The following is a 22,774-nucleotide window of genomic DNA, read 5'->3' as shown; positions in this document are numbered from 1 at the left end:
GGCCCGCCGCTCACCACCACGGGCCAACTACCGTCGTTGCCGGCCGGTGCGGATCACCGAGTGAGCACCAGTTTGCCGCGCACGCCGCCCTCCGCCGCGCGGCGGTGTGCCGACGGGGCATCGCTCAGGGGCACCGTATCCGCGACCCGGCTCGCGAGCCGACCATTGGCCAGCGCGGCCAGCAGTGCCGCCAACCTGTCGGCGTCCGGTTGGACGCTGACCTTGACGGTGCGGGTGCCGCGCTCGGCCGCCGGTAGCGTCGCGTCGAGGACGGCGACGAACGTGCCTCCGTCGCGTACCCCGCTGATCAGCGTGGGCCCGGCGGGGGCGGCGTCGAGCACGGCGTCGACGCCGTCGGGGAAGAGCGCGCGGATCGCCGCCGACAGGTCGCCGTCCCGGTGCAGCACTGTCTTGGCGCCCAGGCTGGCGACGTACTCCTCGTCGCCGCGCGAGGCGACGGCGATGACGTGCGCGCCGGCCGCCGCGGCGAGTTGGACCGCGAACCCACCGACGCCTCCGCTGGCGCCGGTCACGACCAGGCTCGCGCCGGCCGGCAGTCGCGCCAGGTCCAGCGCTTGTGACGCCGTCAACCCGTTCAGGGGTACGGTCGCCGCCGTCGTCTCCTCCACGCCGTCCGGGAGCGGGGCCAACCAGGCGGGATCGACCAGGATCACCTCCGCGTACGCGCCGGTGCCGACCGTGAACCACGGAATCATGCCGGCGACCCGCTGGCCGGCCCGGAATCCGTCACCGTCGTCGAGCACCTCACCGGCGAAGTCCCAGCCCAGAATGAACGGTGGGGTCAGCGAGGGCAGCAGCGCCGTCAGCGCCCCGTCCCGGGTCAGCCAGTCGACCGGGTTGACCGTGGCCGCTCGCACCCGTACCCGCACCCGGCCCCGCTCGGGTGCCGGCTCGGGACGGTCGACCTCCCGCAGTACGTCCGGACCACCGAACTGACTCACCTCGATGACACGCATGGTTGCACTCCTTTCCGGTTCCCTTCGCGGAACTGCGTTGCCAGAATGACCTCATAGGGAACCGTTGGGGAGTAGGCACCTGATGGTGCCTATGGGAGTGGGAGGTGTCCATGACGACCCAGAGCGCGCAGCAGCGGCGGGCGGAGGAGAGGATCGTCTATGACGCGTTCCTCGCCGTGTGCCCGACCCGACAGGTGCTGGCCACGGTCGGTGACAAGTGGTCGTCCCTGCTCATCACGGCCCTGTCCGACGGCAGCCGGCGGCATTCGCAGCTGCGGACCCAGATCGGCGGGATCAGCCAGAAGATGCTCACCCAGACGTTGCGTGAGCTGGAACGGGACGGGCTCGTCCGGCGCACCGTCACCCTGCAGGTCCCGGTGCGGGTCGACTACGAGCTGACCGCGCTCGGGCAGACGCTCGTGCCGGTGCTGCGGGCGCTGAAGGACTGGTCCGAGACGCACATCGGGGAGGTGCTGGCCGCCCGCGAGCGGTACGACGGCGCGACGTGATCGTCCCGGGTCTCCGATCCCCGTGCAGATCCTCTCCACCGCCCTGGCCGGCCTGGCCGAGGTGCTCTCCGACACCGACACCGAAGCGGCGCAGAGCTTCGCCGAACGGGCCGAGCAGCTCGTTGTCGACCCCCCGCGGACCGCTGCGGTCCCTGTTGCGCCGTCTCACCGTGGACGAGTACGACGAGCAGAGCCGTCTCGACCTGGCCGGCCGCGTACTCCCGGGCCGGCCTGCACGGCGAGGCGCGCCGGGCCGGTCGACGGTACGCGTCGGCCATGCGCGCGATCGGGGTGCAGCCGGCCGAGTGCGTGCGGTCGTGACGCGTGGCGCAGGAGTGTCTCCCGCGTCACGGCATCGACCCGGGCATCGCCGTTCCTGATGCGCCTTGACATGCCGACGTCTCTTGAAGACGATTCTTGCGATCGATGATCGGCGATGGAAGCGGCGACGGGCGGGCGGCGGGCGTGGGCGACAGGCCCGCCAGGTGCCGTCCCCGCCGCTGTCCGTGCCGCGATGAAGGAGGGAGGACCTGCGTGCGACCATCCCCGCGCCTCGCCATCGGCAAGGCAGGATCGTCAGCTGCCTGGCCTTGACCGGTCCCGGTCGCGATCGACGCTCCGGCTCCGGTTCTCGTCCGGGCCCCGTCGTCCGGCGCGCTGACCCCCGGCCGGATCGTGTCGGGGACCGTCGACCCGCCACGCTCGCTCCCGGCTGACTCCACACCCCCACGGAGTCCACCGGGTTCCCCCAGCCGCACAGGTCCGGCGTATCCCGTCGCTGTGCTGCCGCCCGCCTCACGGCAATCCCTTGGAGACCCCCATGTTCCGGCGACTTGCTACCGCCCTCGGTGCGCTGCTTCTCGGCGCGGGCCTCATCACCGGCCCCGCCACGCCCGCAGCCGCGGCGGTCACCCCCAGCCTCGCCTCCACCATCGCGCTGAACAACTGCTCCGCGGCGCTGGTGCGCTATCCCACCTCGCTCGACACCGACCGGGCCATGATGCTGACCAACGGCCACTGCTACGAAGGCAGCATGCCCGCCGCCGGCGTGGTGCTGCAGAACAAGGCCAGCACCCGTTCCGGCACGTTGCTCGACTCGGCCGGCAACTCACTCGGCACGGTCCGTGCCGACCTGCTGCTGTACGCCACGATGACCGGGAACGACGTCGCGCTCTACCGGCTCAGCACCACCTTCGCCTCGATCCGGAGCAGCTTCGGCGCGACCGCGCTGACCATCGGCAACACCCACCCGGTCGACGGCAGCGCCATGTTCATCCCGTCGGGGTACTGGAAGCAGACCTGGAACTGCAGCGTCAACGGGTTCGTGCCCACCCTGAAGGAAGACCAGTGGATCTGGCACGACTCCATCCGCTACAGCAGCGGCTGCAACACCACGCACGGCACCTCCGGCTCGCCCATCGTGGAGGTCGCGTCCGGCAAGATCATCGGGATCAACAACACCGGTAACGACAACGGCGCGATGTGCACCCTCAACAACCCCTGTGAGGTCGACGCCGACGGCACCACCCACGCCTACCAGGGGCAGAGCTACGGCCAGCAGACGTACTGGTTCACCACCTGCCTGAACGGCAGCAACCAGATCGACCTGACCATCTCCGGCTGCCTGCTCACCAAGCCCCCGGGCTCGGGCAACACCGTGACCGTGACGAACCCGGGTAACCAGGCCGCGACCCAGAACGTGGCCACCAGCCTGCAGATCCAGGCGACCGACTCGCAGGCCGGGCAGACGCTCACCTACAGCGCGACCGGTCTGCCGGCCGGGTTGACCATCAACGCCAGCACCGGCCTGATCAGCGGTACGCCGACGACCGTGCAGACGGCCACCACCACCGTCACCGTGAAGGACACCACCAACGCCACCGGCACCACGACGTTCACCTGGGCGGTCACCGCACCCGGCGGTTCGTGCTCGGGTCAGAAGCTGGGCAACCCCGGCTTCGAGACCGGCACGGCCGCCCCGTGGTCGGCGAGCACGGGTGTCGTCGACAACAGCTCCAGCCAGGCGGCGCACTCCGGCTCCTGGAAGGCGTGGCTGAACGGGTACGGCTCCACCCACACCGACACCGTGTCGCAGTCGGTGACGATCCCGTCCGGGTGCAAGGCGACGCTGTCGCTCTGGCTGCACATCGACACCGCCGAGACCACGACCACCAGCCAGTACGACAAGCTGACGGTCAAGCTCGGCGCCACCACCCTGGCCACCTACTCGAACCTGAACAAGGCCACCGGCTACGCCCAGAAGACCTTCGACGTCTCCTCCTTCGCGGGGCAGACGGTGACCCTGACCTTCACCGGCACCGAGGACTCCTCGTTGCAGACCTCGTTCGTCATCGACGACACGGCGCTCACCCTCAGCTGACCGCGTACACCGGGCGAGCCGGCTGGTCACCGTGGTGGCCGGCCGGCTCGCCCCGTCCGCGACCGGGGGACCGCCCGGCGGGGCGGTGGGGGACAGCCTGCGGATCTTGGCTGTACTAGTCTCCGCGCCATGGCCTTGCGTCCGGACGAGTTCTACGACCACGCCGTTGCCGCCGCCGACAGCGAGCGGCGGCTGCCGCTGGCGCGCATGACGGGCTGGGACATCAGCCCGTTCGAGCAGGAGGGGCTGCGCGTCGCGCCGCTGCGCCCGCCGGTGCTGCCCGAGCCCGCCCGGCACGGCGAGGATCCGGCGGACTGCCGGACGTGCCGGGAGCGCGACGAGGGGATCTGGTTCAACGAGCACTGGCGGCTGGCCCGTGTCGCGGGAGTGGGCGTGCCGCTCGTGCTGATGCTCTACCCGCGTGACCACCACGACATGGCGGACCTTCCGGACGACCTCGCCGCGGAGCTGGGCCTGCTGACCACGCGGATCGTCCGCCACGTGCAGGCGCTGCCGCACATCTCGCGGGCCCACGTCTACCGCATCGGCGACGGCGGCGCGCACCTGCACGTCTGGTTCTTCGCCCGGCCGGAAGGCCAGGCGCAGCTCTTCGGCTCCTGGCTGCCCGTCTGGGACGACCTCCTGCCGGAATACCCCGCCGACGTCGCCGACGCGGACGCCGCGATCGTGGCTGACGCCCTGGTCGCCTCGCACGGTGGCCGCCGATCGGCCGCCACCTGACCGACTGATCCGCCGCAGTTCACGGTCCGCAGTGGTCGCCCACTGGCGACCCAGGTGCCGGACTCGTCCCGCTCACCCGGCGCGATCGCCCGGAGAGCGGGCGTGGCGCCGCGTCCCTCTCGCCCAGCGCGGTCGGCGCGAGGGGGGGCGTGCCGGCCGCGTCGGTCAGTGGTCGGGGTCGAAGGCGCCGTCCCATTCGAAGACCGGGTTGGGTACGTCGTGGCCGTGGCGGTCGGTGAGCGTGGCCTGGCCGATGAGCTTCGACGGTCCGCCGGCGACGTAGGTGGCGTCGGCCCTGGCCTGGACCTCGAACCTGCCGTCCTGCGGCTGTCCCTGGTCGTCCCGGAAGTGGATCATGCAGATCCAGTCCGGTCCGGGCCCGACGTCCGGGACCTTCGGGCCGCCCCGGTCACAGCTGGCGGAGGCGCCGACGCCGGCGGCGGTGACCCCCGGGTCGCCGAGCAGGGCGGCGCGCTGCACGTAGAGATCGGCGAAGGCGGGGCCGACGGCCCGTTCGAGCCGGGCCCGGGTGACGTCCTCGTGGCCGCAGCCGGCCAGCGTGACCGTGAGCGCGGCAGCCAGGGCGATGCCGTGCAGGCGGGATCGGTTCATTCTCAGCCTCCGGTGATGTCTCGGCGACGCAGGTGGCGGTGGGCGAGGGTGAGGCAGACGACCAGCCAGCCGGCGCTGACCGCGGCGCCGGTGGTGACCGGCGCGGTGAAGGGGTGGGCGGTCAGCAGGCCGTGCCAGGCCTCGAACGGGGTGGTGAGCAGCAGCCGGCGAGCCTGGTTGAGCCCGCCGAGGCTGCTGACCAACTGCATGATCATCCCGAGGACGACCGGCGCGGCGACCCCGACGGTGGGGTTGCGGGTGGTCACCGAGAGCAGGATCGCCAGGCCGGTGAAGCCGAGCACCGGGGCGACGGCGGTGGCCCAGCTCGCGACGACCAGCGGCAGCGCGTGGCCGGGCGGGATGAGTTGGCCGCCGAGCCCGGGCAGGGGCTGCCGGCCGACGACGAGCAGGCTGGTGGTGATGGTGCTGGCGGCGAGCAGGGCCAGTACCAGGAGGTTGAAGCCGACGGCGGTAAGGGTCTTGGCCCAGAAGACCTGGGTACGACTGACCGAGCGGGTGAGGATCGTCTTCCAGGTGCCGTGCTGGTCCTCGGTGGCGAAGATGTCCCCGGCGACCAGGGCCGCGAGCAGGGGCAGCACCCACTGGTGGGCGAAGGCGAGCACGAAGAGCGGCACGGCGTAGCCGCTGGTGTGGATGTGCCGGCCGTAGATGGTGTCCTTGGGCGGCAGTTGCGTGTTGAAGATCAGCACGACCGCGATCGGGACGACGACCGCGCCGACGAGCAGGGCGCGGCTGCGGATCTGGGCGGCGAGCCTGGTCGCCTCCCCGCGCAGCACGGTGGCGGTGCCGGGACGGCGGCGTGCCGGCGGGGCGACGGGTACGGCGGTGGCGGTCATCGGTGCGCTCCGGTGGCGGCGGGGGCGGATTCGGTGAGCATGAAGAAGAGCGCTTCCAGCGGTGTCTCGTCGCGGGTGAGGCCGCGCAGCGCGATCCCGGCGTCGACGATGTCGGCGACCAGCGCGTCGACGTCCTTCTGCGGGCCGCGGACGGCCAACCCGGTCTCGACCGGGTCCACCTCCAGCCCGCGCGACCGCGCCAGGTCGGCGGCGCGGTCGTCGTCGGTGGTGGTGATCCGGTGCGCCTGCTGCGGGGCCTGCTCGCGGAGCGCGGCGATCGAGCCGTGGTGCACCACCGCACCGGCCTTCATGATCGTGACGTTGTCACAGATCTGCTCGACCTCCGCCATGTCGTGGCTGGACAACAGCACGGTCAGTCCGGTGTCGGCGAGGCGGCGGACCAGGTCGCGCATGTCGCGGATGCCGGCGGGGTCCAGGCCGTTGGCCGGCTCGTCGAGCACCAGCAGCCGGGGGTCGCGCAGCAGCGCGGAGGCGACGCCGAGGCGCTGCCGCATGCCGAACGAGTAGCCGCGGACCTTGTCGTGCCGGCGGTCGGTCAGGCCGACCACGTCCAGCACCTGGTCGACCCGGTCGGCGGCGTCGCCGCCGTCGAGCCCGGCGAGCAGGCGCAGGTTCCGCCGGCCGGTCAGGTGCGGATAGAACTTCGGGCTCTCGATGAAGCCGGCGACGCCGCTCAGGGAGCCCACCCCGTGCTGCCGCCAGGACCGGCCGAAGACCTCCAGGGTGCCACCGTCCGGCCGGATCAGCCCGAAGAGCATCCGCAACAAGGTGGTCTTACCGGCCCCGTTGGGGCCGAGCACGCCGTACACCTCGCCCTGGGCGACCTGCACGGTGACGTCGTCGACCGCGGCCAGCCGACCGTAGGTCTTGGTGAGGTGGACGGCGTTGACCGCCAGCACGTCGCTCATGACCCCGGACGCTAGAGATCACACATGAAGCCGGGATGAAGGCGCGCGTCGGCGGTGCCTCCGCCAGCCCAGCCAGGTGAGCGCCGCGACGACGCCGAGGGCCAGGGCGTACCCCTGGTAGCGGTGCAGTCCGGCCTCGATGGCGCGCAGGTGGTCGGCGGCCAGATAGCCGGCGGTGACCCAGACCCCGACCCAGGCGGCGGCGCCGACGGCGTTGTACGCCACGAATCGGCGCCAGGGCACGCCGGTCGCCCCGGCGATGATCCCGTTGAGCTGCCGCAGCCCGTCGATGAACCGGGCGACCGCGATCACCTTCGGCCCGTTGCGGCCCATGAACGCCTCGAGCCGGGCGAACCGCTCCGGCGTGAACCGGACGTACCGGCCGTAGCGGGGCAGGAGCGACCGGCCGCCGGCCCGGCCGATCAGGTAGCCGACGCTGTCGCCGACCACGGCGGCCAGGAACGCCGTCACCGCGACCCCGGCGACGGCCAGGTGGCCATGGGCGGCGAAACCGGCCCCGGTGATGATCGCCGTCTGGCCGGGCGTGGGCAGGCCGAAGCCCTCCACCCCGACCAGCAGGGCGATCCCCAGGTAGCCGTAGTGGGCGACCAGGGCGGTGAGATGCCCGGTCACCGGCGTGCCGGGGCGGCCCGGCCGGCGACCGCCGGCCCGGCCGGCCGCAGCAGGGGCCGGAGCCGGGTGCCGTCCAGCCGGTCCAGCGCGGCCCCGATCGCTCGCCGGGCGAGCAGGTAGCCGAGCAGGGTCACCGTGGCGCCGACGGCGAAGCCGGCCAGCACGTCGAGCGGGTAGTGCGCCCCGATGTAGATCCGGGCGAAGCCCATCACCGCCGCCGCCGCCGTGGCCAGCAGGCCGAGGCGCCAGCTCACCAGGAGCAGCCCGGCCGCGACAGCCCCGGCCATGGTGGCGTGGTCCGAGGGGAACGACGGGTCGGCGCTCCGGTCGGCCAGCACCAGGATGCCGGGCAGCGTGGTGTACGGGCGCGGCTCGTGCACCACCGAGACGATCGGCTGGTTCACCGCCACGGCGAGCAGCATGCCGACCGGCGCCCAGACCGCCGCCGGCAGTCCGCTGCCGCGCAGGCGGGCGAGCCACCAGCCGGCCAGCAGCAGTACGGCGAAGAGCACCACTCCGTACTTCGCGTAACCGGCCATCGGTGCGTGCAGCCAGGGCGTGGCCCGGGCCAGATCGTTGATCTCCAGGAAGAGCCGGGTGTTCATGTGGTTCCCTCCGCGGTCGGCTGGCCGACGGTAGGCACGTCGACATGAAGCCCAGATGAAGACGACGGGAGGTGTGCTGCACTGGTGCGGACGGGACGGTGGGAGGGAGACGCGGTGCGGGTCCTGGTGGTGGAGGACGAGCGGCGGCTGGCGGACCTGCTCGCCCAGGGCCTGCGCGAAGCCGGACACACGGTCGACGTCCGCCACACCGGTCCCGAGGGGCTGCTCACCGCGGCCACCGGCCCGTACGACGCGGTGGTGCTCGACGTGATGCTGCCCGGCCTCGGCGGCACCGAGGTCTGCCGCACCCTGCGGCGGCAGGGCAACTACGTGCCGGTGCTGATGCTCACCGCCCGGGGCGAGGTCCCCGACCGGGTCGCCGGGCTCGACTCCGGCGCCGACGACTACCTGACCAAACCGTTCTCGTTCGACGAACTCCTCGCCCGGCTCCGCGCCCTGCACCGTCGCTCCGCGGGTCCGCCGCCCGCCGAGGTCCGCGCCGGTGACCTGCTGCTCGACCCGGCCCGGCGGCGGGTGTACCGCGGCGACACCGAGGTCGACCTCTCCGCGCGGGAGTTCGACATCCTGGCGCTGCTGATGACCCGGGCCGGCGAGTGCCTGACCCGTTACCAGATCCTCGACGAGGTGTGGGACGGCGAGACGGACATCCGCTCCAACGTCATCGACGTCCACGTCGCCACCCTGCGGGGCAAGGTCGACAAGCCGTTCGGTCGGCACGCGATCGAGACGCTGCGCGGTGTCGGCTACCGGCTCCGCCCGGACGGCGGCTGACGTGCCGCGACGCAGGGGGACCGGTCGGGGCCGCCTGCCGCTGCGGGTACGGCTGGTCGCCGGCTTCGCCGCCGCGATGCTGGTGGTGCTCACCGGTGCCGGCGCGTTCGTCTACCTGCGCGTCCGCTACGCCCTCGACCTGCGTCTCGACGAGGACCTGGCGGCCCAGTCGGCGCAGCTGACCGCCGCCGCCCGGGCCGGCACGCCGCCGGCCGTCGCGGTGCGGAGCGGGCCGGGGGAGTACTGGCAGCTGCTCGACGCGACCAACCGTGTCCTCGCCGCGAGTCCCGGGCTTCCGCCCGGCTCGCTGCTCGCCCCCGACCAGCTCGACCGCGCCCTGCGCCGGCCGGTCCGGGCCGACCGGGGAACCCTGCTGCCGATCAGCGCCCGCCCGCTGCGCCTCTACGTGGTCCCCCTCCGGCCGGGCGCGCGACCGGCGGCGGGACAACCGGCGGTCACCGTCGCGGCCGTCCGCCGGGACCAACGCGACGAGGCGCTCCGGGAACTGATCGGCCAGCTCACCCTGGCCAACCTCGCCGCCCTGGCGGTGGCCTCCCTGGTTGGCTACCGCCTCGCCGGGGCCGCCCTGGCCCCGGTGGAGCGTTACCGTGCCGAGGCGGCCCGCATCGCCGCCGGCGCCACCGGCGTACGTCTCGCCGTCCCCGGCACCGACGACGAGGTGGCCCGGCTCGGCCGCACCCTCAACGACATGCTGGCCGCCCAGGAGGCCGTGTTGGCGCGGGAACGGCAGTTCATCAGCGACGCCAGCCATGAACTACGGACCCCGCTGACCCTGCTCTCCACCGAGCTGGAACTCGCGCTCCGCCGGCCCCGCAGCACCGGCGAACTGGAGCGGACCATCCGGCACGCCGCCGCCGACACCGCCGACCTGATCGCCCTGGCCGAGGCCCTCCTCGCCGTCGGCGCCCCGCCCGTCCCGACCGACACCGCGCCACCCGTCGACCTGGCCGCCCTGCTCACCGACCTGGTCGAGCGCTACCGGACCAGCACCGGTCCCGACGGCCTGCACTGCCGGGCCGAGCCGGCGCTGACCGTGCCGGGTGAGGCGAGCGGCCTCGGCCGGGCCGTCACCAACCTCCTCGACAACGCCCACCGCCACGGCGGACCCCCGGTCACCGTCACGGCCTCACGGGTCGGCGGCCTGGCGCGGATCACGGTGCACGACGAGGGGCCGGGAATGCCTCCGTCGTTCGTGCCGCACGCCGCCGAACGCTTCCGCCGCGCCGACACCTCCCGGACCTCACCCGGCGCCGGCCTCGGTCTCTCGCTCGTCGAGGCCACCGTCCGCGCCCACCGGGGCGAGCTGCGCATCTGCTCCGGCGGTGTCCACCACCGGGTCGACCCCCGCTTCGACGTGCCCTGCGACCACCCCGCGCAGGGCACCAGCATCACCCTGCTGCTGCCCACCGCTCACCCGTGACGCACGCCGGCGGGCCGCCCACCCGGGTGGGCGGCGAGCAGGAACGGCACCCGTTCCCGCGGCTGCTCAGCCTCGGGGGATCAGCACGCTCAGGCAGGTGACGCAGCCCTCGAGCTTCTCGTACTCGCTGATGTCGACGACGACCGGCGTGAAGCCGAGTTCCGCGACGAGCGCCGCGGTCCGCGGCGCCGACGCCGCCAGCAGCACCAGGTCGTCACCGAGGGGTACGACGTGGCAGCCGGCCTCCTCGTCGACGGCGCGCACCGGCTGCCCGAGCGCCGCGGCGTCGAACAGCTCCGGCAGCGCGAGCAGCGTGCCGTCGGGCAGCGCGGTCACCGCCGACTTGAGGTGCAGCACGGCACGCAGCGGGACCGGGACCACCGTGCGACCGCGGGTCGCCAGACGGGCGCCGAGCTGGGCCACGCCCTCCTCGTCGGTACGGCCACCCAGGCCCACGTACACCGTGGTGCCGACCTGGAGCACGTCACCGCCGTCCAGCGTCCCGGGGGCCTCGACGCGGACGACCTCCAGCCCGGCCTCGCGGACCGTCTTCTCCGTGCCGGCGATCTCCGGACGGCGCTGCGGGGCACCCGGCCGGGTGAGCACCGCCAGGTCGTCGCAGACCACGACGGTGTCCTCGACGAAGACCGCGTCGGGGCAGTCGTCGGCGGGCGCGACCTCGCGCACCTCCCAACCCGCCTCGGCCAGCGCCGCCCGGTACGCCTCGTGCTGGCGTCGGGCGCGCGCCACGTCGACGTCGCTGCGGGCGATGTGGGTGACCAGCCCGTCGGTCAGCCGGTCGCCGGGGCGCCGGACCAGGGCGATGCCTCGCGTCATGCCACCAGTCTGTCCGGTGGCCGCCGCCGAACTCAAGCGGTGCGGGCTGGCATGATCATGTACCCCGACGGCGACCGCCCGGACGCCGCGAGTGTGGAGGGTGCTGCCCGTGGGCCTGTTCAGACGGCGACCGCCGACCCCCGTCGCGCGGCTGATGGCCGCCGCCCGGCTGCCCACCGCCGGTGGCGAGATCCCGGTGCGGGACGTCGTCATGCAGGTGGTGCGACGGCGTAGCGGGCGCGCGGCGGCGACCCTCGCCGTGGTCGAGGAGCTGCTGGTCCAGGAGGGCGAGGCCGCGCAGGTCGCGGTGGAGTTCCTCGAGGACCTCCAGAACGCGGCGTCGCACGGCACGGAGGGACTGGTCACCACGCGGGAGCTGCTGCCGATGCGTGGGCCCCGCACGGTGGACGCCTGGGAGACGGTGGAGCGCTTCTGGGCCGCCGTCGTCGCCTGGTGCGACGAGACCGGTGTCGAGCTGAGGTCGAGCGAGTCACTCCGCGTCGTCGAGCACGAGGGGCTGCGGGCCGCCCTGTGGCCGTCCTGCCGGAGCCTCCCCGACGGGCGGCGGGTGGGTCTCAGCGAGGTGCTGCGGTACGAGAACGCCGTCGGCGAGCCGATGGCCGGTTTCCGCCGCCACCGGGCGGAGTGAGCAACGGCCGGAAGCATCCCCTCGGGGACGCCTCCGGCCGTTGCCGTCCGGCTGCTCAGCCCAGCCGGGACTCGATCGCCTCGATGATGCGGGGGCGCAGCTCCGCGGCGCGGATCACCGCGTCCACCGAACCCACCTCGACGGCGCGCCGGATGTCGTGCACCCGGTCGAACTCGGTGGCCACCTCGCCGAGCTTCTCGGCGCGTACCGAGGAGCGCAGCTCGTCCAGCTCGGCGGTCAGGGCGGCCCGGTCGGCGCCGGACGCCGCCGAGACGCGCGCCTCCAGCTCCCGCAGCCGGGGGTCGGCCGCGGTGCGGGCGTCCACCTCGCCGGAGAAGACCACCGCGGCGGCGGGCGCACCGCCGAGCACCGACGCGAACGAGCCCTCCAGCGCCAGCACCGTCATGTTCGGGTTCAACGCCTTGGAGAAGACCACGAAGGCGCCGCCGTGGTAGCGGGAGATCACGCAGAAGACGATCGGACCGCGGAAGTTCACGATCGCCCGGCCGATCTCGGCGCCGTACTCCAGTTGCAGCTTGCGCATCGACTCCGGTGAGCCGTCGAAGCCCGACAGGTTGGCCAGCACCACCAGCGGCCGGTTGCCGCTGGCCGCGTTGATCGCCCGCGCGGCCTTCTTCGACGAGCGGGGGAAGAGCGTGCCCGCGGTGTAGGTGTCCGGGCCGTCGGTGGGCGGGAAGCCGCGCCGGGGCACCGACCGGGACTCGATGCCGAGCAGGCAGACCGGGATCCCGCCGAGGTGCACGTCCTGCACCACCGCGGTCTCCGCGTCCGCCATGCCGGCCCAGCGTTCCAGCACCGGGTGGTCCTGGTCGGCGAGCGCCCGCATCACGGTACGGATGTCGAAGGGCTTCTTCCGGTCCGGGTTGGCCTGCGCGGAGAAGATCTCCCCGACGGTGCTGAAGTCGCTGCCGGCCAGCGTGTGCGGGAAGGTGGAGACGTCCCGGTCGACCGGGTCGGTGGTGACCGCCCGACGCGGCGCGTCCTCACCCGGCGCGACGTACGTGTGGTCGTAGTGCGCCATCAGCACGTCCCGCGCGGCCGGCAGGTCCGGCGCCCAGTACTGCGCCTGCCCGTTCGGGCCCATCACCCGGTCGTAGCCGCCGATGCCGAAGTTGTCCTCGGCGGAGACCCCGCCGGAGAAGTCGAGGGACTGCTTGCCGGTGAGCACCATCGCCGAGTCCGGCGTCATCACCAGCACGCCCTTGGTGTGCATGAGCATCGTCGCCTCGGCGTTCCAGTACGGCTGCGCGCCGACGTTGATGCCCGCGACCACGATGTTGATCTCACCGCCGTCCTGGGTGAACTCGACGATCCGCTTGAGCGCCGCGGCCACCCAGTCCATGTTCTCGGTGCCCGACGTCATGGAGATCCGGGCACCGGCGGAGAGCGCGTACCACTCCAGCGGGACCCGCAGCCGCTGCGCCAGGTCCAGCGCGGCGATCACCCGCCGGCACTCCGGCTCCGACAGCGCGCCGAGCGCCTTGGTGGGGTCACCGAGCAGCACGACCCGGGTGACGCCCTCCGGGTGCCGCGGGGTGGGCGTGGTGACCACGCCGGCGACGATCGCCGCGCGGTTGCGCCCCTTGGGCCGGTCGACCGGCACCAGCGCGTGGTCGTCGTCGAGGTCGTGCTCGACGAAGTCGCCGAGCAGGCCGGTCAGCTCGTACGGGTAGACCGTGTTGCGGCTGCTGGCGCGGAGCACCTTCAGCCGGTAGTCGTCCAGCGGCTCGACCGGCTCGACCGGCGGCTCCCCGACGGTCAGCGCCGCGCCCCCGGTGGCGTCGAAGGTGATCCGGACGGCCATCTTGGTCAGCTCGCCGCTGCGGTGGTCGCGCTGCCGCGCGATGAAGAGGATCTCCTCCAGTCCGGCGCCCGCGGTCGTCGGGCGTACCCGCCCGGCGATCATCTCCATCTCCTTGCGGGTGAGGTCGCTCGGCGGCCAGACGTAGATCACGATCCGGTTGGTGTTGAAGCGGACCTTCGACGGTCGACCCGACTGGGCGCTGCGGATCGAGTCGAGGCAGGCCGCGACGGCGTCCTCGATCGTCGGCAGCGCGACCAGCCGGCCGTCCCGCTCGCGCAGCGGGGTCAGGTCACGCACCTGGGCGAACGCGACGAGACGCTGGTCCGAGGGGTTCTCCCGGGCCGCGCACTGGAAGAGATAGACCTCCTCGTCCAGCGACGGCAGCCGGGTCAGGTCGAACTTGTGCAGCCGCTCCAACTGCATCCGCCGCGCGATGTACGGGTGCAGGCCGCGGATCAGCCGGTCCTCGGTCATCCCGGCGTCCGTCGGGTGGAACGTGAAGTGGTGGTGCATCACCGCGGCGGCGCGGCCGGCGACGGTGGTGGTGAGCCGGCGTACCTGCTCCGGCAGCGGGTGCGCGGCGAGCACCTCGCGCAGCGCCGACGCCATCGCGTCGTAGTCGGCCGGCTGGTTCTCCCAGGACAGGTAGACGTCGGCGTCGAGGGCCTCCTCGCCCTGCGCGAGTTCGGCGAGCCCGCGCAGCGCGTCACCCAGCGCCTCGAAGGTCACCGCGGCGGAGACCACCGCCGAGTCGGCGCGCTCGGCGATGACGAAGGTGCAGCCGGCGACCTCGCGGGTGCGGATCGCGGTGAGCGCCTTGGTGCCGTAGTACCGGCGGGTCAGCACCTCCAGCATCACCGCGTTGTCCAGGTGGTGGCGGACGAGCCGCTGGCCGAGGACCCGCACCAGGGGTTCGGTGCTGCGGACCATCTCGGCGATCCGCTCGGCGCGGTCCGGCGTGTCCGGGTGCTCGTCGAGGTGCCGCAGGTGCGCGCGGGTCCGGGCGTAGACGCGGGCCCGGTTGCGGCGCAGCAGCGGCTGGGCGAACCAGGCGAACACCACACCCCGGGCCAGGTCGGCGACCACCGGGAAGCGGACCTGCGTCGCCGCGATCAGCCGCTCCATCGCCAGCCCGGCGGGCTCGCGGAGGCTGTCGTCGGGTGCCGGCTCGCGCAGCCAGGCGCGCAGCAGCGCCGCGACGACCCCGGCGTCGGCGGACGCGCGTTGCTGGGCCAGGAAGATGCGGAACACGGCGGCTTCGAGCTCGGGGGAGCGCTCCAGGTCGGTGACCCCGTAGTGGCCCAGGGCCTTGCCGAGCCGGGCCTGGAACGCGGCCGGCAGTCCGGCCCGCTCGACGTCGAGGCTCTGCAGATAGGTGTGGAAGTACTCCCGGGCACTGTGCAGGGGGCCGTCGCCGCCGTCCTCGCCCGTCGGCCGGTTGCGGCTCAGCTCGGCGAGGTCGGCGAAGACGTTGACCAGGTCGAGTTCCTCGGCCAGCGGCCGGTGGCCCGCCTCGATGGCGTCCCGGCGGGCGGCCAGGTAGTCCTCCAGCACCCGCCGGTCGTCGTGCGGGTCGACGTCGAAGCCGAGCAGCAGGCCCCGCAGGTCCTCCCGGCCGCGCCGGGTGCGGACCGGGCCGGGCACGTCCCCGGGTACGGCCGGCAGGTCCAGCTCGACGGCGGGGGCGGCCGGGTCGGCGGCGCTCTCGGCGCTCCCGTCGCCGATCGGCTCCAGCCGCAGCAGCGGCGCACCGGCCTCCACCTGGCTGCCCACGGCGACCGCGCACTCCTTGAGCCGGGCCGGGAACGGCGCCCGCAGCACCGTCTCCATCTTCATCGCTTCCAGCACCAGCACCGGCGCGCCCGCCTCGACCTCGGCGCCGACCTCCACCGGCGTGGCGACCACCAGCGCGGGCATGGGGGAGCGGAGCACGCCGCCCTCGTCGCGGCTGATCCGGTGGGTCACCCCGTCCACCTCGACCAGGTGGACCGGCCCGTGCGTGCCGGTGAGCAGCCGGTGCCGGTCGCCGTTGACGACGATCTGCCCGGTGTGCCGGTCGAAGCGGTCCAGCTCGACGTCGGCGGTGCGGACGTCGCCGCCCGCCTCGATGCCGACCCGGAACCGGTGCGCGCCGACCCGGGCCACCCGCAGCCGGTAGCTGGTGCCCCGCAGCTTGAGGTCCAGCGGCCGGCCGCTGGCGTGCTGCACCTGCGGGCGTCCACCGGCGGCCGTCGAGAGCAGACGCTGCCGCTCGGCGCGCTCCTCCTCCTCGTACGCCTCGATCGCGGCGGCGGCGAGCGCGATGGCGGAGTGCCGGTGCGAGACGAGTCGGCCCTCGGCCCGGACCCGGTCGATCCAGCCGGTGTCGGCGCTGGCGTCGATCACCTCGGGCTGGTCGAGCAGGTCGAGCACGAAGCTCTTGTTGGTCGCGCCACCCTCGATGATCACCGTGGTGTTCGCCATCGCCCGGCGCAGCCGCCCGAGCGCCTCGTCCCGGTCCCGGCCGTACGCGATGATCTTGGCGATCATCGAGTCGAAGTCGGCGGGGATGGTGTCGCCCTCGCTGACCCCGGTGTCCACCCGGATGCCCGGGCCGGCTGGCAGGTCCAGCCGGGCGATCCGCCCCGGCGACGGCGCGAAGTCGCGGTCCGGGTCCTCGGCGTTCAGCCGGGCCTCGATGGCGTGTCCGCGCTCGACCGGCGGCGTGCCCTCGAGCCGCCCGCCGGAGGCCACGTGGAGCTGGGCCTTGACCAGGTCGAACCCGGTGGTGGACTCGGTGATCGGGTGCTCGACCTGCAGTCGCGTGTTCACCTCCAGGAAGGCGAAGAGCCGGTCGCCGGGGTGATAGAGGAACTCGACCGTCGCTGCGCCCCGGTAGCCGACCGCGACGGCGAGCCGCTCGGCCGACGCCTTGAGCTCGGCGACCTGCTCCGGGCCGAGCACCGGCGACGCCGACTCCTCGATCACCTTCTGGTTGCGCCGCTGCACCGAGCAGTCCCGGACGCCGAGCGCCCACGCGGTGCCCTGACCGTCGGCGATCACCTGCACCTCGACGTGCCGGGCACCGGTGACCAGGCGCTCCAGGAACACGACGCCGCTGCCGAAGGCCCGCGCCGCCTCCTGGCTGGTGCGCTCGTACGCGTCGGCCAGCTCGGCGGAGTCCCGGACCACCCGGATGCCGCGCCCGCCGCCGCCGGCGGTCGCCTTCAGCATCAGCGGGTAACCGATCCCGTCCGCCGCGGCCAGCGCGGCCTCCAGGGTGTCGACGGCGCCGCGGCTCCACGGCGCGACCGGGACGCCGACCTCCTCGGCGAGGAGCTTCGCGCCGATCTTGTCGCCGAGCTGGCGCATGGCGTCCGCGCTCGGTCCGACGAAGGTCACGCCGATCTTCTCGCAGAGCTCCGCGAACGCCGGGTCCTCGGCGACGAAGCCCCAGCCGACCCAGGCGGCGTCGGCCCCGGTCTCCACCAGGGCGCGCTCCAGCCTGGTCAGGTCCAGGTACGGCCGGGCGGACGCCGGGCCGATCTCGTAGGCGACGTCCGCCTCGCGCACGAACGTGGCGGTGCGGTCGACGTCGGTGTACAGGGCGACGGTCTCGATGCGGGCGCCGGTCTCCGCCGCCAGCTCCCGGACCGCGTGGATGAGCCGCATGGCGGCCTCACCACGGTTGACGATGGCGACACGGCTGAACACCCGATCGACCCCTCCGGTAGACCCACGATCTGCATGCCGGACGACGTTGCCCAGCAGAGATCACTTTTCCGCCTCGCGCCGGGCGGCGCCATGTCGTAATCACCGAACCGGCACGCCACCGATTGTAGGAACCCGACAAAACTTTTTGGCCGCCCCGACCGGGGCTCGTCGAGGGTGCGCATCGCAGAAGAAGTGCCAGGCCGGCCCGCCCCGGGCCGGGAACGCCGAGGTCGGACCGGTACGTCGCCGTACCGGTCCGGCCCGGGGAGCGGGCCGGGATCGGGTGGACCAGAGGGTCACGACCGGCCACCGATGGTCACGACGAGGTGGCCGTCGGCGGCGAAGGACCAACCGCGGCTGCGGCCGCGCGGGGTCAGAAGAGCGTCAGGGGCCCGACCGGTGGCGGCTCGGGCAGCGCCGCCAGCTCCGGCAGTCGCGCCCGGACCGCGTCGTGGAACCGGCGGGCGAGCTCCGGGGCGTCCGCGTTGTCCGGGGTGTGCAGGAAGAAGGTGGGGGAGCGTCCCTCGCGCAGCCAGCCGGTCACCTGCTCCAGCCACGGCTGCCAGCCCTCGACCGTCCGCGCCGGATCGTCCCGGCCGAGATAGCGCACGATCGGCCGGTCGGTCAGCGCCCGGGTCCGCAGCGGTGTGCGGGGCTTCCGGCTCCACGCCTCGCGCTCCGCGTCGCTGGTCGGGGGGGTACGGAAGAAGGCGGTGGTGTCGAACGGCACCCATTCCGCGCCGACCGTGCCGAGCGCCTCCTCCAGCGTCCGCACCACCCGGGCGTCGGTGAAGAAGGCGGGGTGACGGACCTCCACGGCGTACCGGTGGTCGGTGGGCAGCCGCCGCAGGAAGCCGGTGAGCGCGGGCACGTCGCCGGGGCCGAACGAGCCGGGCAGTTGGATCCAGAGCGCGTGCAGCCGCGGGCCGAGGGGCTCGATCGCGTGCAGGAAGGCACGCAGCTCCTCGTCGGCGCCGCTGAGCCGGCGTTCGTGCGTCACCACCTTCGGCAGCTTGGCCACGAAGCGGAAGTCGGGAGCGGTCTGCCGGGCCCACGACGCCACCGTCTCCCGGGCCGGCGTGGCATAGAAGGTGGTGTTCCCCTCGACGGCGGTGCACCAGCCGGCATAGGCGCGCAGCCGCTCGTGGGCCGGCAGCGGGTGCGGCAGGAACCGCCCCTGCCAGGAGCGGAGGGTCCACATCGCACACCCGACATCCAGCCGCACCGGATCCTCCCACCCCTCGACGAACCCGCCGTACGCTATCCGGCCCACCCGGCCGGCCCGCGCCGACCGCACCGCCGGGTGTGAGCCGGGCCACCTTCGGGTGGGACGGGAATGAGAACCCGGGCTGCCGATTTGCACCCAGGTGTGACCGTCGCCCCGCCACCCGCCCGTGTCCCGGACGCATCGAGCCCGCCGACCGCCGCCGAGACCCTGGACACGCCCGGTGACCGGATGACCCCGCGGCAACGGCTGCGCCTCGTGCTCGTCCTCGGCTCGCTGATCGCGATCGGGCCGCTGACCATCGACATGTACCTGCCCGCGCTGCCGGCCATCGCCGACGAGCTGCACACCACCTCGGCGGGCGTCCAGCTCACCCTGACCGGCACCCTCGCCGGTCTCGCCCTCGGCCAGCTGCTGATCGGCCCGCTCTCCGACGCGGTGGGCCGGCGGCGGCCGCTGCTCGCCGGGATCGGCCTGCACGTCCTGGCGTCCCTGCTCTGCGTGGTCGCCCCGAACATCGCGGTGGTCGGCACGTTGCGGGTGCTGCAGGGGCTGGGGGTCGCGGCGGCCTCCGTGGTGGCGACGGCGATCGTGCGGGACCTGTTCAGCGGCGCCTCCTTCGCCCGGCTCTTCTCCCGTCTGATGCTGGTCATGGGGGCGGCCCCGATCCTCGCCCCGACCCTGGGCAGCGGGCTGCTGCGCTGGTCGGACTGGCGGGGCGTCTTCGTCGCCCTCGCGGTCTTCGGCGTCCTGCTGCTCACGGTCGCGGCGTTCGGGATCCGGGAGACCCTGCCACCGCAGCGGCGGCGGCACGGCGGGGTCGCCGGCACCCTGCGGGACTACGCCGCACTGCTGCGCGACCGGACGTTCGTCGGTCTGGTCCTGGTCGCCGGGCTCTCCATGGCGGCGCTCTTCGCGTACGTGGCCGGCTCCTCGTTCGTCCTCCAGGGGCAGTACGGGCTGGACGAGCAGGAGTTCGGTCTCGCCTTCGGCGCCGGGGCGGTCGGCCTGATCGCCGGCACCCAGCTGAACGTGCGGCTGCTGCGCCGGTACCCGCCGCAGCGGATCCTGGTCAGCGCGCTCGGCCTCGGCAGCGTCGCAGGGATCGTGCTGCTGGCCTTCGCCGTCACGGGCGTCGGCGGCCTGGCGACGATCCTCGCCGCGCTCTGGGTGGTGCTCACCGCCGCCGGGTTCGCCCTGCCGAACGCCCCCGCCCTGGCGCTGTCCCGGCACGGCGAGGCGGCGGGCACCGCTGCCGCCCTGCTCGGTGCGGTGCAGTTCGGCGTCGGCGCGCTGGCCGCGCCGCTGGTCGGCGTCCTCGGCACCGGCAGCGTGGCGATGGCCGCGGTGGTGGCCGGCGGCATGATCGCCGCGACGACCGTGCTGCTGGTCGTGGTCCGGCCGGGGCGGTTGGCCGGGACGGAGCCGGCCGTGGCGGCGGTCGCCGCGCACTGACGCGTGCCGCCGGCCGCAGGCCCAGTCATATTGATCTCTGTTTGGCGGGCCCTCCGGCTGTCGGGCCGCCGCGTCGACCGGTAGTGTAAACACGAGTCGACGCAGGGATGTCAAGGGAACCTTGGTATCCGAGAGGTAACGCTGGGGCCAGCCGAAGGGGGCGCGCGGTGGTGGATCCGGACGGATCACCTCAACGGCGATCGCTGGCGCAGAAGCTGAACTATCTGTTCCAGACCTTCCATCCTGGACAGAGCGAGCCCTACAGCTCCCGGTACGTCGCGGGTGCGATCACCGCGGCGGCCCACGAGCGCGGCGACACCAAGTACGAGATCACCCACAGCTACATCTCCCTGCTGCGCAGCGGCGAGCGGGACAACCCGACGATGAAGCACCTGGAGGCGCTCGCCGCCTTCTTCGGGGTGCCGGTCTCCTACTTCTTCGCCGACGACGAGGCCGCGGGGCGCATCGAGGAGCAGTGGGAGCTGCTGGCCGCGATGGCCGACTCCGGCGTCCGCGAGGTCGCCTTCCGCGCCGCCGGCCTCTCCCCGGAGAGCCTGGAGACCATCGCCGAGGTGCTGCGCCAGGTGCGCCGGCTCGAAGGACTGGACCAGGATCCGCCGAGCATCCGCCCCTGACCTGCGGCGTCCCATCGACCCGGCCCGGGTCCTGCGGTGCGTCCCGGCCGGGCTTGCTGAGACCGTACGGCGCTGTCGCTTCTGTAGACAATAGTTGACGCTGATATTTTCCCGGCGGGTTCGCTGCTTCCCCTGTGCGGCACTCTCCGCTGCTCGACCGGGTCTTTCTGCGTTCCGGGGTGTCGACTGGTATTGACACTAGGAGAATCGGTTGCCTACGCTTCCGTCGTGTCAACAATAGTCGACAGCCGCCGAGGGCACCCGAGGGTCGCCCGGTCGGCCGGCCCGCCGGGCTGAGAGCCGAGGTGGACCGGCGGGGCCGCCGCCCCGCCGCGCACGTTCCACGACATCACCGGGCCCGCTGACGCGGACCCGTACCCCTGTCGCACCGCCGACGGGCGGGCTCCGACGCCCACCCGTTCCCTGCCGCTGCCCGCCGTCGCGCACCACCCCGACCCGCGACGGCGCGACCCCGCACGCCCCCATCCGGTCCGGCCCCGGTCCGACCGGTCCACCCCGGTACGTCCAGCGACTGGAACTGCCGGGCTCTCTTGACGACGAACGAGGAGACGTACCAGTGACCACCACTGCTGCCGTCGCGTATCCGCTCGCGGAGCTGGGCGCCGACTGCCCGCTGCTCTCCGGCGCCGAGTACCGCGACATCTTCCTGTCGATCACCGAGCGGAACGGCTCGGGCTTCGCCGTCCTCGACCGGAACCTGCGGGTCCGGGAGAGCAACGCGGCGTTCGCGCGGCAGTGCGGCGACCCGCTGGTCCACCTGCGGGGCCGTCCCTTCGGTGACCTGCTGCACCCGCAGGCCAAGCCGCACGTGCTGCACCAGTTGGAGCGCCTGCTCCAGGGGCGCAGCGAGCGTTTCGTCGAGCGGCTCGCCGTGCTGCGGCACAGCGTCACCCCGAGCACCGCGACGCTGACCGCCATGGCCGTCGCCCCGGCGGACGGGCAGTCCCGGACGGTCCTGGTGCTGGTCAGTCCCGACCGCGCGGCCGACGAGCGGCGGGCCTGGCCGGGCCGGAAGAAGAACCTGAGCGCCATCAATGCCCGCATCCTCGAGGGAATTGCGACCGGCGCGACGACGGTGCAGCTCGCCGCTCGCCTCTATCTGAGCCGGCAGGGCGTCGAATACCACGTCAGCAGCATGATGCGGGAGTTCAAGGTGCCCAACCGGGTCGCCCTCGTCTCGAAGGCATACTCTATGGGTCTGCTGGGTGTTGACTCCTGGCCGCCGAAAGTGAACGCCAATCACATCGACCGATAGTGCGGGAAGTCTCCTGGTCACTGCCGAGTCACCCTTTGGACACGTCACCTTCACTGATGATCGACTCAAAGAGGGGAGTGTTGGACTGAGTGGGGTCGATGTAGGGTGGGCGCGAAGCAGACGGACATCAGCGCCAGGTGTTTCCGCAGCGTTACATCACCGCGCGGTGTCCACACATGACTAGCCTGGGGGGGCATGTGAGTAGGCTGCGGCAGCGCTGTGAGCGGAGACTGGACGACATTCCCGTTCCCCGACCGTTCAGTCTCGAACGCTGGTCGGAGGCGGTGGCGCGGTACCGCGGGCGGAAACTGTGCCTGCGTCCCATGCCCGGCCTGAGCCGTACGGCTCCCTGTGGCATGTGGATTTCCCTGGCCTCGACGGACTATGTCTTCTTCGAAGTCAACACGTCCCGTCTCCATTCCGAGCACATCATCCTGCACGAACTCGCCCACATCATCAGCGGCCACACCCTCGGCGTCGACATCGCCGATTCGGTGCTCGGTGGCCTGCTACCAGACCTGGACCCGACGTCGATTCGTCGGGTCCTCGGTCGTGTCGGCTATACCAGCGAGCAGGAGCGCGAGGCCGAAATGCTCGCCTCCCTGGTGCACGCCAGGGCCAGGTGCCCCCAACCCGGTGGACAGGACCAGGAGCTGGCCCAGATGGCCGAGGCTCTGCACTTCCCCTCGTAGTCGGAACGATA

Annotated in this window: 19 protein-coding genes; 10 read left to right on the top strand and 9 right to left on the bottom strand. The window is 73.0% G+C overall.

From position 1 onward, the window contains the following. Nucleotides 1-53: 53 nt before the first annotated feature. On the bottom strand, nucleotides 54-977 hold the full coding sequence (locus ABUL08_RS12420; RefSeq protein ID WP_350937634.1) for an NADP-dependent oxidoreductase: 924 nt from the start codon (nucleotides 975-977) through the stop codon (nucleotides 54-56). A 110-nt stretch (nucleotides 978-1,087) separates the two neighbouring features. On the opposite strand from ABUL08_RS12420, the gene ABUL08_RS12415 reads away from it, so the two are divergent. From ABUL08_RS12415 to ABUL08_RS12405, 3 genes are all read left to right on the top strand, one after another. Beyond that, nucleotides 1,088-1,486, top strand: a complete 399-nt coding sequence (locus ABUL08_RS12415) for a winged helix-turn-helix transcriptional regulator (RefSeq protein ID WP_350937632.1) — start codon at nucleotides 1,088-1,090, stop codon at nucleotides 1,484-1,486. An 820-nt stretch (nucleotides 1,487-2,306) separates the two neighbouring features. Continuing rightward, on the top strand, nucleotides 2,307-3,866 hold the full coding sequence (locus ABUL08_RS12410) for a putative Ig domain-containing protein (protein ID WP_350937630.1): 1,560 nt from the start codon (nucleotides 2,307-2,309) through the stop codon (nucleotides 3,864-3,866). A 129-nt stretch (nucleotides 3,867-3,995) separates the two neighbouring features. Further along, on the top strand, nucleotides 3,996-4,607 hold the full coding sequence (locus ABUL08_RS12405; RefSeq protein ID WP_350937627.1) for a hypothetical protein: 612 nt from the start codon (nucleotides 3,996-3,998) through the stop codon (nucleotides 4,605-4,607). Between the two features lie 165 nt (nucleotides 4,608-4,772). Here ABUL08_RS12405 and ABUL08_RS12400 read toward each other — a convergent pair whose 3' ends face one another. The 5 genes from ABUL08_RS12400 to ABUL08_RS12380 are packed head-to-tail and all read right to left on the bottom strand — an operon-like array spanning nucleotide 4,773 to nucleotide 8,243. Beyond that, nucleotides 4,773-5,219: a hypothetical protein gene (locus ABUL08_RS12400; protein ID WP_350937625.1), complete on the bottom strand. Its 447-nt coding sequence runs from the start codon at nucleotides 5,217-5,219 to the stop codon at nucleotides 4,773-4,775. A 2-nt stretch (nucleotides 5,220-5,221) separates the two neighbouring features. Further along, nucleotides 5,222-6,076, bottom strand: coding sequence for an ABC transporter permease (locus ABUL08_RS12395; RefSeq protein ID WP_350937623.1), 855 nt, complete (start codon nucleotides 6,074-6,076; stop codon nucleotides 5,222-5,224). After that, a complete protein-coding gene (locus tag ABUL08_RS12390) occupies nucleotides 6,073-7,005 on the bottom strand; it encodes an ABC transporter ATP-binding protein (protein ID WP_350937621.1) in 933 nt (310 codons plus the stop codon). Before ABUL08_RS12390 ends, ABUL08_RS12395 begins: the two co-directional genes overlap by 4 nt. 18 nt (nucleotides 7,006-7,023) lie before the next feature. Further along, nucleotides 7,024-7,638, bottom strand: a complete 615-nt coding sequence (locus tag ABUL08_RS12385; protein WP_350937619.1) for a DedA family protein — start codon at nucleotides 7,636-7,638, stop codon at nucleotides 7,024-7,026. Further along, nucleotides 7,635-8,243, bottom strand: coding sequence for a phosphatase PAP2 family protein (locus tag ABUL08_RS12380; RefSeq protein WP_350937617.1), 609 nt, complete (start codon nucleotides 8,241-8,243; stop codon nucleotides 7,635-7,637). The genes ABUL08_RS12385 and ABUL08_RS12380 overlap by 4 nt, the downstream gene beginning before the upstream one ends. 114 nt (nucleotides 8,244-8,357) lie before the next feature. On the opposite strand from ABUL08_RS12380, the gene ABUL08_RS12375 reads away from it, so the two are divergent. After that, entirely contained in the window at nucleotides 8,358-9,035 is a 678-nt protein-coding gene (locus ABUL08_RS12375; RefSeq protein WP_350937615.1) for a response regulator transcription factor, read from the top strand. Between the two features lies 1 nt (nucleotide 9,036). After that, nucleotides 9,037-10,476, top strand: a complete 1,440-nt coding sequence (locus ABUL08_RS12370) for a sensor histidine kinase (RefSeq protein ID WP_350937613.1) — start codon at nucleotides 9,037-9,039, stop codon at nucleotides 10,474-10,476. A gap of 66 nt (nucleotides 10,477-10,542) precedes the next feature. On the opposite strand, the gene ddaH is transcribed toward ABUL08_RS12370, so the two are convergent. Continuing rightward, nucleotides 10,543-11,313 (bottom strand): dimethylargininase, encoded by a 771-nt coding sequence (gene ddaH / locus ABUL08_RS12365; protein WP_350937611.1) that lies wholly within the window; start codon nucleotides 11,311-11,313, stop codon nucleotides 10,543-10,545. A 109-nt stretch (nucleotides 11,314-11,422) separates the two neighbouring features. On the opposite strand from ddaH, the gene ABUL08_RS12360 reads away from it, so the two are divergent. Then, entirely contained in the window at nucleotides 11,423-11,962 is a 540-nt protein-coding gene (locus ABUL08_RS12360) for a hypothetical protein (RefSeq protein WP_350937609.1), read from the top strand. Between the two features lie 55 nt (nucleotides 11,963-12,017). Here ABUL08_RS12360 and ABUL08_RS12355 read toward each other — a convergent pair whose 3' ends face one another. Then, a complete protein-coding gene (locus ABUL08_RS12355; RefSeq protein ID WP_350937607.1) occupies nucleotides 12,018-17,480 on the bottom strand; it encodes an ATP-binding protein in 5,463 nt (1,820 codons plus the stop codon). A gap of 373 nt (nucleotides 17,481-17,853) precedes the next feature. After that, a complete protein-coding gene (locus tag ABUL08_RS12350; RefSeq protein WP_350938596.1) occupies nucleotides 17,854-18,681 on the bottom strand; it encodes a DUF72 domain-containing protein in 828 nt (275 codons plus the stop codon). A gap of 255 nt (nucleotides 18,682-18,936) precedes the next feature. On the opposite strand from ABUL08_RS12350, the gene ABUL08_RS12345 reads away from it, so the two are divergent. The 4 genes from ABUL08_RS12345 (at nucleotide 18,937) to ABUL08_RS12330 (ending at nucleotide 22,763) form a co-directional block, all read left to right on the top strand. Continuing rightward, on the top strand, nucleotides 18,937-20,160 hold the full coding sequence (locus ABUL08_RS12345) for a multidrug effflux MFS transporter (protein ID WP_350937605.1): 1,224 nt from the start codon (nucleotides 18,937-18,939) through the stop codon (nucleotides 20,158-20,160). A 167-nt stretch (nucleotides 20,161-20,327) separates the two neighbouring features. Further along, entirely contained in the window at nucleotides 20,328-20,795 is a 468-nt protein-coding gene (locus ABUL08_RS12340) for a helix-turn-helix domain-containing protein (protein WP_350937603.1), read from the top strand. A 577-nt stretch (nucleotides 20,796-21,372) separates the two neighbouring features. Then, complete coding sequence (locus tag ABUL08_RS12335; RefSeq protein WP_350937600.1) at nucleotides 21,373-22,071, top strand: helix-turn-helix transcriptional regulator; 699 nt, start codon at nucleotides 21,373-21,375, stop codon at nucleotides 22,069-22,071. A gap of 356 nt (nucleotides 22,072-22,427) precedes the next feature. Next, complete coding sequence (locus tag ABUL08_RS12330; RefSeq protein ID WP_350937598.1) at nucleotides 22,428-22,763, top strand: hypothetical protein; 336 nt, start codon at nucleotides 22,428-22,430, stop codon at nucleotides 22,761-22,763. Nucleotides 22,764-22,774 lie beyond the last annotated feature (11 nt).

It is taken from the genome of Micromonospora sp. CCTCC AA 2012012 (assembly GCF_040499845.1).
Classification (GTDB): domain Bacteria; phylum Actinomycetota; class Actinomycetes; order Mycobacteriales; family Micromonosporaceae; genus Micromonospora; species Micromonospora mangrovi.
Note: the sequence above shows the minus strand (reverse complement) of the source record. Positions and strands in the feature narration are given on the sequence as shown.

Bases quoted from the DNA above. Each gene is read 5' to 3' on its own strand.
- ABUL08_RS12420 (WP_350937634.1), bottom strand. From the start codon at position 977: ATGCGTGTCATCGAGGTGAGTCAGTTCGGTGGTCCGGACGTACTGCGG.
- ABUL08_RS12415 (WP_350937632.1), top strand. From the start codon at position 1,088: ATGACGACCCAGAGCGCGCAGCAGCGGCGGGCGGAGGAGAGGATCGTC.
- ABUL08_RS12410 (WP_350937630.1), top strand. From the start codon at position 2,307: ATGTTCCGGCGACTTGCTACCGCCCTCGGTGCGCTGCTTCTCGGCGCG.
- ABUL08_RS12405 (WP_350937627.1), top strand. From the start codon at position 3,996: ATGGCCTTGCGTCCGGACGAGTTCTACGACCACGCCGTTGCCGCCGCC.
- ABUL08_RS12400 (WP_350937625.1), bottom strand. From the start codon at position 5,219: ATGAACCGATCCCGCCTGCACGGCATCGCCCTGGCTGCCGCGCTCACG.
- ABUL08_RS12395 (WP_350937623.1), bottom strand. From the start codon at position 6,076: ATGACCGCCACCGCCGTACCCGTCGCCCCGCCGGCACGCCGCCGTCCC.
- ABUL08_RS12390 (WP_350937621.1), bottom strand. From the start codon at position 7,005: ATGAGCGACGTGCTGGCGGTCAACGCCGTCCACCTCACCAAGACCTAC.
- ABUL08_RS12380 (WP_350937617.1), bottom strand. From the start codon at position 8,243: ATGAACACCCGGCTCTTCCTGGAGATCAACGATCTGGCCCGGGCCACG.
- ddaH (WP_350937611.1), bottom strand. From the start codon at position 11,313: ATGACGCGAGGCATCGCCCTGGTCCGGCGCCCCGGCGACCGGCTGACC.
- ABUL08_RS12350 (WP_350938596.1), bottom strand. From the start codon at position 18,681: ATGTGGACCCTCCGCTCCTGGCAGGGGCGGTTCCTGCCGCACCCGCTG.
- ABUL08_RS12345 (WP_350937605.1), top strand. From the start codon at position 18,937: ATGACCCCGCGGCAACGGCTGCGCCTCGTGCTCGTCCTCGGCTCGCTG.
- ABUL08_RS12330 (WP_350937598.1), top strand. From the start codon at position 22,428: ATGTGGATTTCCCTGGCCTCGACGGACTATGTCTTCTTCGAAGTCAAC.